Below are 10,432 nucleotides of genomic sequence, written 5' to 3'. Positions count from 1 at the left end.
CCGGCTTCCGGTGCAGCCGTACGCGGCAGCCGGGGCCGGGTCACCTGGGGACACTTGCGGCCCGGTGTTCATCGGGCCGGTGCGGACGCCGGCGGGGGAGTGGCTCAGGCCGTGGCGAGTGAGACTTCGGTCGACTTGATCAGAGCCACGACGGAGGTGCCGGCGGTCAGGCCGAGGGCCTCGACGGCTTCCTTGGTGATGGCGGCGGTCAGCTCGCCGCCCTCGACGTCGACCTTGACGGAGCCCATGGCGCCGCCGGTGGCGACGTCGGTGGCGACGTCGGTGACGGTGCCCGCGATCTGGTTGCGGATCGAGATGCCCTCGACCGGGGCGGTCGCGAGCGATACCTCGGTGGACTTCACGAGCGCCTTGACGGCAGTGCCCTCGGCGATGCCGAGGTCCGTCACGGCGTCGGTGGTGATCGCTGCGGTGATGTCCTGACCGCCGGCCAGGCGGACCTTCACCGTGGACATGGCCTCGCCGGCCGTGACGGAGGTGACGGTGCCGGGGATCCGGTTGCGGATGCTCAGGCTCATGGACGTACGCCTCACTCGGGTCAGTCGTGGAAAGCGCGGCTTTCGGGCCGCCAGGCCACGCTAGCCGCGCCGATCACGCGCCGCAGAACATCCCTCGTACCGGCTAGATCTGGCCCCACCCCCTTGGCAGCCGCCTCCCGCGCGGTCTCGATGCTGCGGGGGCTGCGCGGGAGGCGGCTTCGGACTGTGGCGCGGCCCGGCCCAGCGCGCCGACCGACTCGCCATCGCCTACCCGGCCGCACTCACCTCGTGGTCATCCTCGCCCGGACCCGCAGCCGGCCGACGAGGCAGAAGCCGGCCTGCGCGAGGGGAGAGGGTGCTTCGGCGGGCCGTCAGCGCCGTCCGCAGTCGGCCGAGGCCGAGTTGGAGGACGAGGGTGCCGGCTGCGGCGATGCCGAAGGCGGCAGCGCCGCCCAGGGGCTTGGCCAGGGCCGCGACCAGGAAGCAGAAAGCGGCGAAGCCGCAGAGGCCGCGAAGCACACCGCGCAGTGTCGCCACTGCCACGGCAGGGCCGCCCTGCGCGAGTGCGAAGGTCGCGACCACGCTGGTGCCGATGGGGAAGGGGGCGAGCACGCCCGTCAGGTCGGGTCCGAGCTGGGAGGCGGCAGTGGTCAGAGCGGTCACCAGCAGCGCGGTGGCGGCGCCGCGGGCCGGCAGGTCCCATCGCGGTGGCGCCGGTGCCGGCGGTAGCGCCTCGGTGCGGATCCGGGCAAGCGCCTTCACGCCGACGGCGGTTGCTGTCAGTGACAGGCACAGAGCGACGAGCGGCGGCACCGCGAGGAGCGAGAGCACGAGGTCCGCGGCGAGGCATCCCGCCCAGGCCACCAGCAGGGTGACCGCCCAGTGTCGGGTCCGCGACGCCTGGGACAGCTTGGCGAAGACGACCGTGAAAAGGGCCAGCGACACCAGGCCCAACAGTGAAGCCCCGGCCGCGCGGGCGGCGAAGGACGGGCCGTGCTCCAGGCAGGTGATGCCAAGGATCGGCCCGGCCACGATCGGCATGGCTACCAGGGTGCCCGCCAGTGAAGGCCCCCATCGGCGTCCGGCCAGAGACGACGCGACCACCAGCCCGGGTGCGAGGAACAGCTTCAAGATCAGCATCGACACTGGCGTCATCCTGGCACATGCGGCGGCGCGTTGAGCGGCCAGGGCCCTCGGTGTCCGGCGTGGTGAGCCGCCGGCCGGACACGGGGGAGTTCGGCATGGTGCTGCGCTCGAAGGGCTTCTTTCTGGCTGGCCTCCCGACCAGCCGTCACCGGCCTGTGGTCCCAGGCGGGTTCGGTCGCCCGCTTCGAACCCTCCGGCATGCGCTCGACCTTGGGGCCGGCGGTAGACCTGGCCGGTCTCACCGATGCGACAGCGCTGACCGGCCTCGGCGCGGAGCAGGTGCAGAGCGGCCAGGAGCTGGTCTTCATCGGCACCGGCCTGCGCAAGGGCGAGTTGCGGGCCGCGCTCACCCACTGCCTGCTGGACGACGCCGAGCACGCGGCCGGGCCGCACGCCTGGATGGCGTTCGAGGACCATCCCCCAGCCTTCGGCCGGGAGGTGCCCCCAACCGCGTGGGACGAGTACGAGCTCCTGCAGGACCACGACCACTCCCACGCCTAGGGCGAAGCGCCGAGCAACCTCGTGGTCCGGGCCGACAGCTGAACGGCTATCGGCCCGGACCACAAGTAGTGCTGCGGGCGGCGTTCGCAGCGCGGTCAGGGCTTGGCCGTCGTTGCGGTCAGCTCTCCGTGGCGCCGGCCAGCGCGCCCGGACCAGGTGCGGTTTCCGGCGGTTCCGCCGGCTGCCGTGCTGCGGCGAGAGCGCCCGGCCAGGCCGCGACCGCGGCGGCGAAGGCAGCGGCGCCCGCAGCAGCCAGGAAGCCCCAGACGGGCCCCGACGGCTGGTCGACGACCGCACCGGTGACGGCGGAGCCGAGCGCGGCGATGGAGAGGTTCGTGGTGGTGAGCCAGGTGTAGGCCTCGTTGAGCATCTCGGGCGGGGCGAGCCTGGCCACCAGGTTGGCCTCGACGGTGAGGGCCGGGGCGATCACCGCTCCACTGAGTAGGAGCAGTCCGCCGAGCGCGGGGGAGCCGGGCATCAACGCCCAGAGCGCGTAGCCGGCCGCGAGCCCGATCAGCAGCAGCACGAACTGCCGCACCGGCGGGGTGCGGAACTGCCGGGTGCCGTACCAGAGGCCCGCCACTGCGCTGCCGATGCTCCAGACCGCGATCAGCACACCGGCGGAACTGTCGGCGGCCGCGCCGTCGTGCTGCTTGGTGAAGGCCGCGATGGCCACCGGCGATGCGCCGAAGGAGAAGGCGATTCCCGCCGCGCACAACAGCAGGGCCGGGAATCCGGGGGCACGCAGCGGGCCGAGCCCACGGGTCCGGGCGCGGGTCCCGCTCGGCCGCAGCCCCCTCATGGCGGCGCCCCGGGCGACCACGACCGTGCCGACACCGGTGCAGAGCGCCGCGGCGACCAGCGCGGCGGCGGGGCCGGTGACGCCGGCCGAGCTGTGGCAGGCCCGGCCCAACGGACCGGCCACCAGCATGAAACCGGACAGCAGCAGCGGGCCGACCACGAAGACCAGCTCGAAGAGCGCCGACTCGGCGGCCATGGCGGCGGTGCGCGCCTCCTCCCGTCCGCTTCCGGGGCCGGTCAGCTTGGCCCAGGAGGCGCGCAGCGCGGGCGAGATGGAGGGGAAGGCCGCGCCGGACAGCAGAGCCGCCACGCACAGCACCGGCAGTGGTGCGCGCATCAGCACGGCCGTCAGCAGGGCCAGCTGGGTGGCCGCGTAGCCGACGGCGAAGACCGGCAGGATCCGACCGGGCCCGAACCGGTCGGCGAGCCGGCCTCCGACGGGGGCCGCTGCGGCGGTGGCCAGCGAGGTCATGGCGGCGACCAGGGCGGCGCGGCCGAAGCTGCCGGTGGTCTGCTGGATCACCAGCAGCCAGGCGATGACCGTGACGCCCTGGCCCAGCCGGGCGACCACTCCGCCGACCAGGAGGAGTGGGGCGCCGGGGACTCGCCAGATCCGGCCGTACTGCGCGAACGCTGTCACCGGCGGCTCCTCTCTGCGTGATGGTCGGTCAACTCAGGTGGTGCGACCGGCCGGGCGGTCACCCGGAAGTCACGGGCGGTGGCGGTGATCGCCTCCTTGACGGCGGCGCTGCTCGGACCGGCGAAGCGGAAGCGGCCGCCGACGTGCTCGTAGTAGGCGTCCGCGGCCGGCACCAGCTCGCCGGGGCGGGGCACCGACTCGGCGTACGGGCCCGGGGAGCGGCCGACCATCGGGGTCGCCTGCTCGATCACGCACGGTCGGGCGGCCGGCAGCGGGGCGAGCAGCCACCCGCCGACCCGGGACCCGAGGGCCGGGTCGGCCGCTGCCCGCGGCCGCTCGCCGACCGCGATCCGAAAGGCCGCCTCCATCAGGTCGTAGCCGTGCAACTCCCGCCAGAGGAACGGGATCTCCGCACCTCCGACGCGGGCGCCGACCTCCAGGAAGGAACAGCGGTCGCCCTGGAGGAAGAGCTCCAGGTGCAGGACGGTCGGGGCGTCGGTCAGTGCCCGCAGCACGGCGGTGGTGAACTCCTCGATGGCCCGCAGGGTCCGTGGGTCGTCCACCTCCACGGAGCCCAGCGGGGTGCCGGTCCGGAAGTCGAGGCAGGTGTCGAGGTAGCGGGAGGCACGCCACGGGCCGAGCCGCCGGCCGTCGAAGACGCCGTCGACGTGGTGGATCGGGTGCGGATTGAACGCCTGGACGAGCGCCGGTACCCCAGACCAGTCGGCAGCAGCCAGGTCCTCCGGTCCGCGCAGGATCCGCACACCCGCACTGGAGCTTCCGGTCCGGGGCTTGAGGACCACCGGCCAGCCGTGCCGGGCGGCGAAGCCCGCCACGGCCTGCGGGTCGGGCGCCGGGGCGAAGGGGGGAACCGTCAGACCCGCGTCAGCCACCTGTCGGGCCATCAGCAACTTGTCGCGGAACGGCAGCAGTTGACCTATGCTGCGCCCCGGTGCGCCGAGTCCGGCCGCCAGTTCGGCCGCGACGAGCAGGTCGTCCTCCTTGAGCGCGACCACCGCCCGCAACGGGCCGTGGCGTGCGGCGAGGCGTTCCAGCTCCTTTCGGACCAACGGCAGTTCGTCGGTGGCGGGCACGATGACGACCTCGGCCGCGCCACGGGGTACGGCGGGAGCGCCGACCTCGGTCGTGAGGTAGCTGACGGCGTACCGGTCGTGGTCCAGGTAGCGCTCGTACTCGGCGTAGCGGTCCCGCCAGCGGTGCAGAACGGCGATGTGCGGCCGACCGGTCATGTGCTGCTCCGGTCGGGTTCGAGGTCGTAGAAGCCGTGGCCGTCCAGGTAGTTGACGGTGTTCAGGTCCCTGGCGACGACTGCGGCCACCCGGTGGGTGAGGCCGATCAGCATCGGCTCGGAGCTGTCGTCCACGGTGCGGGGCAGGAACTGCCCTGGCTTCACCGCGAACTGGAGATTGTGGAAGCTCGGCAGTGCCTCGACGTGCTTCAACAGCGGGTACGAGCGCAGGATGCCCTCGACCGGAGAGGTGAGGAAGGCCATCGCGGCGTGCCGCTCGACGTGGTGCGGCTCGTCGTGGGTGGCGAGGAACTCCTCGGGGCGCAGGTAGGCCTGGACGGTGCGCAGCACCTGCGATTCCCCGGTGACCAGTTCGGCGTAGTACGCGGTGTCGGCGCCGCACAGCCGGATCCCGGCCTCGACCAGGCAGGGCCCGTCGGGGGTCAGCATGATCTCCAGGTGGGCGGGTCCGTGCCGCACGCCGAGGGCGTCCAGTACGGCGAAGCCGTAGGCGACCAGCTCGTCCCGGTGCCGGTCGTCGGGCGGGACCGAGACGGCTCCGCTGATCCGTTCGCTGACGCCGTTGGCGGAGAGCTTGGTGTACCGCCAGACGTCGGTGGCCCGGTGCCGGCCGTCCCGGCTGACCGTGTTGACGACGTACTCGGTGCCGTGCAGGAACTCCTGGGCCACCACGGCCTCGTTGCGGTGGGCGAAGATGTTGGTGGCTGCCGCAACGGTGCCGAAGGCCGCTGCCGACCGGTTGGGCGTGGTGCAGAAGGTGACGCCGTCGTTGCCGGCGCTGCGGATCGGCTTGACCACGACCTGGCCGCCGATCTGCCGGTGCCAGTCGGCCAGTTGGTCGGCATCGGTGGCCAGCAGCTGGCGGGCCCCGCGCAAGCCGGCCGCCTTGACCGCCTCGATCTGCAGGTACTTGTCGCGCCGGGCGGTGCTGAGCGCCGTGCCGTTGGTCGCCAGGCCGAGCGCCTCGGAGAGCCGGTCGGCGAGTTCCACCCCGGACTCGCCACCGGTGATCACCACGGCGGGGTCGTGGGCGGCCACGGCACGCAGGGTCGCCTCGAAGTCGCCGTGGTGGACGATGTTGTCGCGGAACTGTCCGACGGGGAACGGCGCGCGGTAGACCGGCGGCGCCTCGGGAGTGCTCTGCACCCGCACGCACACCGCTCCGGCGTCCAGGAACCCCTGGGCCAGGCGCATGGTGGGGGCATAGACGTCGACCATCACCACGACGTGGTCGAACGTGCTCGGGTTCTGGGCGGGTTGATCCATGTCACGGTCCTTCGCAGGCGGGGTCATCGCAGCTCCGCGAGAGCGGTCAGCAGCCGGTCGATCTCGGCCGGGGTGTTGTAGACGTGCAGGCTCGCGCGCACCGAAGTCTCCTGTTCGCCCTGACCGCCCTGGCAGTGGCCGTCGGCCCGGACCATCACGCCGTGGCTGTCGAGGATGAAGCCGAGGTCGTTGGAGCTGATCGAGCGGTGGCGGAAGGTCACCAGGCTGTGCCGGCGCTGGACTTGGGAATCCGCGGTGAGGCTGGCCTGGCATCCCAGCACCTCGTACGGTTCCAGCCGGCTCAGACCGTCGGTGAGGCGGGCCGAGAGGGCGAGGGTCCACTGCTCGATCCGGTCCAGTCCGGCGTTGTCCAGCCAGTCCAGAGCCGCGTGCAGGCTGGCGATGCCGGCGGTGTTCGGGGTGCCCGCCCAGCCGCCCGGGCGCAGCCGCGGCCCGCGCAGGTCGCGCGACCAGACCGCGCCGGTGCCGGGGAGGGCGAGCGCCTTGTGGCCGGAGAAGACCACGAAGTCCACGTCGAGGTCGGCCACCGAGACGGGCAGGTGGCCGATGCTCTGGGCGGCGTCCAGGCAGATCGGCACGGCGGGCCCGACCACCTCCCGGATGCGGTGCACGTTCATGTCGTTGCCGTACACGTGGTGCACGTGGGTGGCGGCGACGAAGCGGGTGCGCTCGTTGACCAGCCGGGCGAGTGCGGCCTGGTCGTAGTCGTGCGAGTCGGCCTCGTAGGGCAGCGGGTGGACGCGGATGGTGACGCCCTGGCGGGCCAGCAACTGCTGGGCCTCCAGCCAGGGGTCGGCGTTGGCCCGGTGGTCGGCGAACGGGACGATGATCTCGTCGCCGTCCCGGAGCAGCTCCGGCAGCCAGTCGAGGGCCACGACGCGCAGGCCCTGGGAGGTGCCGCTGGTGAAGTGGACACCCGAAGCCGCGGGCTCCGGGTCGCCGAGGAAGCGCTTGATCCGGTCCCGGGTGCGCTCCACCATCGCGGTGGTCTCGTTGGCCCAGGTGTAGGTGCCGCGCCCGGCGTTGGCGTTGCCGGTGGTGAGGTAGTGGTGGACGGCGTCGAGCACCGCCTGCGGCTTCTGCGAGGTGGCCGCACTGTCGAGGTAGGCGACATCGGGGCGGCCGGCGATCAGGGGGAACTGGGCGCGCAGGCCGCGCTGCCAGTCGAGGAGGTCCGGGTCGATCAGGATGCCGCCCAGCCGGTCAAGCGGGGTGCGGGCCATCTCAGTGCCTCACCAGCGGTGCGCCGGCATCGCGCCAGGCGACGATGCCACCGGCCAGGCTGCGGACGTCCGGGTGGCCCATCCGGGTGAGCAGCGCGGCGTAGCGGGTGGACTTCTCGCCGACCGGGCAGGCGAGCAGGACGGGCTGTCCGGTGCCGACCGGCAAACCGCCCTGGAGCAGGGTGTCGAAGAGCTCGTCGACGATGTTGACCGAGTTCTCGATGTGCAGCGCGGCGTAGGCGTAAGGGCCGCGCAGGTCGAGGATCAGCGGGCGCTGCTCGGCGATCCACTTCTGGGCCTCATCGATCTCCATGGTCCGCACGGCCCGGAGCTCGTCCTGGGTGACGCCGGCCACGGAGTTCTTGTGCGGCGGCTGGTTCAGCAGCTCGGGTCGGCGCTGGCGGACGTAGCTCATGTAGCTCTCGACGCGGTCGCAGGCGATGAAGACCGCCGTCTTACGCTCCGTCAACTCCTCGTCCAGCGGCCGCAGGTGGCGGACGGCGCCGAAGTACGCGGCACCGCCGGTCGGGCCGGCGAGCATGCCGCAGCGGCGAACCAGGGTGAGCATGCCGTCGATCGCCTCATCGGCCGTGACGGATTCCAGCGTGTCGTAGGTGGCCGGGTCGAAGAGGCCGACCTCGTGCACCTCATCGATGTTGCGGATGCCCGGGATGAAGTCGGACTTGTGGGCGACCAGCCCGATCACCCCGACCGCGGGATCGTGCTCGCGCAGCACCCGGGCGACGCCGGTGGAGGAGCCGGCGGTGCCCACGCAGGCGATGAACCAGTCGGGTGCCCGGCCGTCCAGGTCGCGCAGGATCTCCGGACCGGTTCCGGTGGCGTGCGCCTCGATGTTGCGGGTGTTGAAGTACTGGTCGGTGTGCAGGAATCCGCCGGTCTCCTCGGTGGCGCCCTCACCGTCCGAGAGCATCCGGTGGATCCGGGTCAGCGGGTCCTCGGTGTCCGTCGGGTCCAGGCACTCGGCCTGGCCCGGGAGTTCCTCGATCTGCGCGCCGAGGAGCAGCAGCAGGTCCTTGACCTCCGGGACCTTCATCCGGTTGGTGACGCTCTTGAACGGCAGACCGTGCATGCCGGCGATGACGGCCAGCGCCTTGGCGGTGTTGCCGCTGGAGAGTTCGACCACGGTGCGGCCCTCGGCGACCGCCTCGGCCAGGCCGGGCTGGGCCATGTGCCAGGCGGCGCGGTCCTTCACCGAGCCGAACGGGTTGAGCATCTCCAACTTGGCGTAGAGGTCGATGTTGCGCAGGCCGTGCACGGCCGGATCGATGCGGACCAGCGGCGTGTCGCCGATGACCTCCGTGATGCTGTCGTACCTCATGCGTTCTCCCCCGTACGGATGGGCCAGTACTGCTCGTCGAGGCACCACTGCCAGCTGCCGTCCTGCTGCCAGGCGGCGACCTTGCGGGCGATGGGTTGGTGCAGGGCGTGATCGGCGCTGAAGTCCATGAAGTAGCCGGCTGTGTTGGCGAAGACCATCAGGTCGCCGGGCTCGGGCAGCGCGGGCAGGAACACGGTCCGGCGGGTGATCAGGTCGGCTTCCAGGCAGAGGTTGCCGATCAGGTGCACGCCGACCGGGGCGCCCGCAGGATCCGCCGGGCGCGGGCCGGACGGCACGACGATCGGGTCCATCAGGACCCCGTGCTCCTCCAGGCTGACGTCGGAGGCGTTCATGTCGAGGCGGACCAGGTGGCCGCCGTCACCAGTGCCCCTGACCTCCAGGACGCGGGCGGCGGCGAGGCCGCACTGGTCGACCAGGGCGCGGCCCGGTTCGGTCCACAGGTCGAAGAGGTTCTCCAGGAGCAGGGTCGCCAGCGGCCGTCCCAGCGAGGGAGCCGGCTGCGACAGCAGGGCGTCGAGATACCGGTCGCCCGCGACCGGACGGTACGCCGGGTACAGGCCGAGGGTGCCGCGCAGCGTGCCGTTCTCGCTGCGCAGGCCGTAGCCGTGCCGCTGCCAGGTGAGCGGGGGCCGGCGGCCGAGGACGGCGTTGGTCAGCTCGCTCGTGTAGCGGTCCCACTGGTCGCCGTCGGCCAGGTAGTTGACGCCGAAGCCGCCGCCGATGTCGATGATCCCGGGTGACATCCCGCGACGGCGGCACTCGTTCAGGACGGTGACGCACCCCTCCAGCGCGACGGCCTTCTCCGGCAGCCCGATGGTGTCCAAGTGGTAGGCCACACCGATGAGTTCCACACAGTCGCGGTGCAGTTCGACGAGGTCGAGCAGCGCGTCCAGCTCGCGCACCGGCGAGCCGAACCGGCTCGGCCGGGAGAGCTGCCTGGTCCCGGCGGCCTCGAAGGAGGACAAGCGCAGCAGGACCTTGACCCGGGGCAGCGCGTGCTTGGCCACCAGTCGCGCGAGGCCGCGCAGTTCGGCGTGCGAGTCGACGTTGACGGTGATCCCGGTGCGGGCGGCCAGCCAGAGGAGTTCGGGATTCTTCGGTCCGGTGGCCATCACCCGCTCCGGGGTGAAGCCGGAGCCCAGGACGTGCTGGAGCTCCCCGAGCGAGGCGACGTCCAGGCGCGCGTCGGTGGCGGCCAGGTGGCGCACCAAGGCGCTTGAACGGTTGGCCTTGTGCGCGAAGTACACCTCGCCCGAGAGGTGGTGGCGTCGGTAAGTGTCCCGGAAGCGCTGGAGGTTGTCGGCCATCTGCTCCGGCAGCAGCACGTTGAGCGGCGAACCGAGCGCGCTGACCAGGCTGTGCAGCAGTCCTGGAGTGCGGATCAGGTCCGCGAGACGCGGCTCCAGCCGTGGCTCAAGAAAAAGGGCTTCGTTCATCGATGGATCTGATCCCCCCGTGGAATCGGTGGCAGGCGCGTCGGCGCCTGCGCCGGCCGGGTGGTGGCCGGTGCACGTGCTGCCCGCCATGGAGTGTTGCGGCAGCGTGAACGACCGTAACGGTTTTCATCTTCGATAGCGACCCCCTCTATCGGACAATCAGAAGCCCGGGGAGTCGGCCGAGGAGACCTCGGCGACGGAGTCCGGGCCGAGCCGGGGTGGGTGTCAGCAGCACTCCTGGTCGTTGGCGTCCGGGCGGGTGCGAGCCTCA

At 72.1% G+C, this 10,432-nt stretch carries 8 protein-coding genes and 1 pseudogene; 1 reads left to right on the top strand and 8 read right to left on the bottom strand.

Annotation, left to right across the window (positions count from 1 at the left end; all coding sequences use genetic code 11):
* Positions 1-104 precede the first annotated feature (104 nt).
* Together P3T35_RS27250 and P3T35_RS27245 are read right to left on the bottom strand one after the other, a co-directional pair.
* Positions 105-536: a TOBE domain-containing protein gene (locus P3T35_RS27250; protein ID WP_101378397.1), complete on the bottom strand. Its 432-nt coding sequence runs from the start codon at positions 534-536 to the stop codon at positions 105-107.
* A 228-nt stretch (positions 537-764) separates the two neighbouring features.
* Positions 765-1,643 (bottom strand): hypothetical protein, encoded by an 879-nt coding sequence (locus P3T35_RS27245; protein ID WP_218976613.1) that lies wholly within the window; start codon positions 1,641-1,643, stop codon positions 765-767.
* Positions 1,644-1,720: 77 nt separating this feature from the next.
* On the opposite strand from P3T35_RS27245, the pseudogene P3T35_RS27240 reads away from it, so the two are divergent.
* Positions 1,721-2,144: pseudogene (locus P3T35_RS27240) on the top strand (GTP-binding protein); the annotation flags it as partial.
* 118 nt (positions 2,145-2,262) lie between these two features.
* Here P3T35_RS27240 and P3T35_RS27235 read toward each other — a convergent pair.
* Genes P3T35_RS27235 through P3T35_RS27210 form a run of 6 tightly spaced genes read right to left on the bottom strand, consistent with a single transcriptional unit; the run spans position 2,263 to position 10,161 of the window.
* Positions 2,263-3,585, bottom strand: coding sequence for an MFS transporter (locus tag P3T35_RS27235; protein WP_101378396.1), 1,323 nt, complete (start codon positions 3,583-3,585; stop codon positions 2,263-2,265).
* Complete coding sequence (locus tag P3T35_RS27230; protein ID WP_101378395.1) at positions 3,582-4,835, bottom strand: biotin carboxylase; 1,254 nt, start codon at positions 4,833-4,835, stop codon at positions 3,582-3,584. Before P3T35_RS27230 ends, P3T35_RS27235 begins: the two co-directional genes overlap by 4 nt.
* Positions 4,832-6,121, bottom strand: a complete 1,290-nt coding sequence (locus P3T35_RS27225) for an ATP-grasp domain-containing protein (protein ID WP_218976612.1) — start codon at positions 6,119-6,121, stop codon at positions 4,832-4,834. The genes P3T35_RS27230 and P3T35_RS27225 overlap by 4 nt, the downstream gene beginning before the upstream one ends.
* Positions 6,122-6,144: 23 nt before the next feature.
* Positions 6,145-7,365 carry an aminotransferase class V-fold PLP-dependent enzyme gene (locus tag P3T35_RS27220; protein WP_101378394.1) on the bottom strand — a complete coding sequence of 407 codons (1,221 nt, stop codon included), beginning with the start codon at positions 7,363-7,365 and terminating at the stop codon, positions 6,145-6,147.
* Position 7,366: 1 nt separating this feature from the next.
* Positions 7,367-8,704 carry a pyridoxal-phosphate dependent enzyme gene (locus P3T35_RS27215; RefSeq protein ID WP_101378393.1) on the bottom strand — a complete coding sequence of 446 codons (1,338 nt, stop codon included), beginning with the start codon at positions 8,702-8,704 and terminating at the stop codon, positions 7,367-7,369.
* Positions 8,701-10,161 (bottom strand): alanine racemase, encoded by a 1,461-nt coding sequence (locus P3T35_RS27210; RefSeq protein WP_101378392.1) that lies wholly within the window; start codon positions 10,159-10,161, stop codon positions 8,701-8,703. Before P3T35_RS27210 ends, P3T35_RS27215 begins: the two co-directional genes overlap by 4 nt.
* Between the last annotated feature and the right edge of the window lie 271 nt (positions 10,162-10,432).

This window comes from Kitasatospora sp. GP30 (assembly GCF_029892145.1).
Classification (GTDB): Bacteria; Actinomycetota; Actinomycetes; order Streptomycetales; family Streptomycetaceae; genus Kitasatospora; species Kitasatospora acidiphila.
The sequence above is the reverse complement of the archived record's forward strand: the minus strand, read 5'-3'. Positions and strand labels throughout refer to the sequence as shown.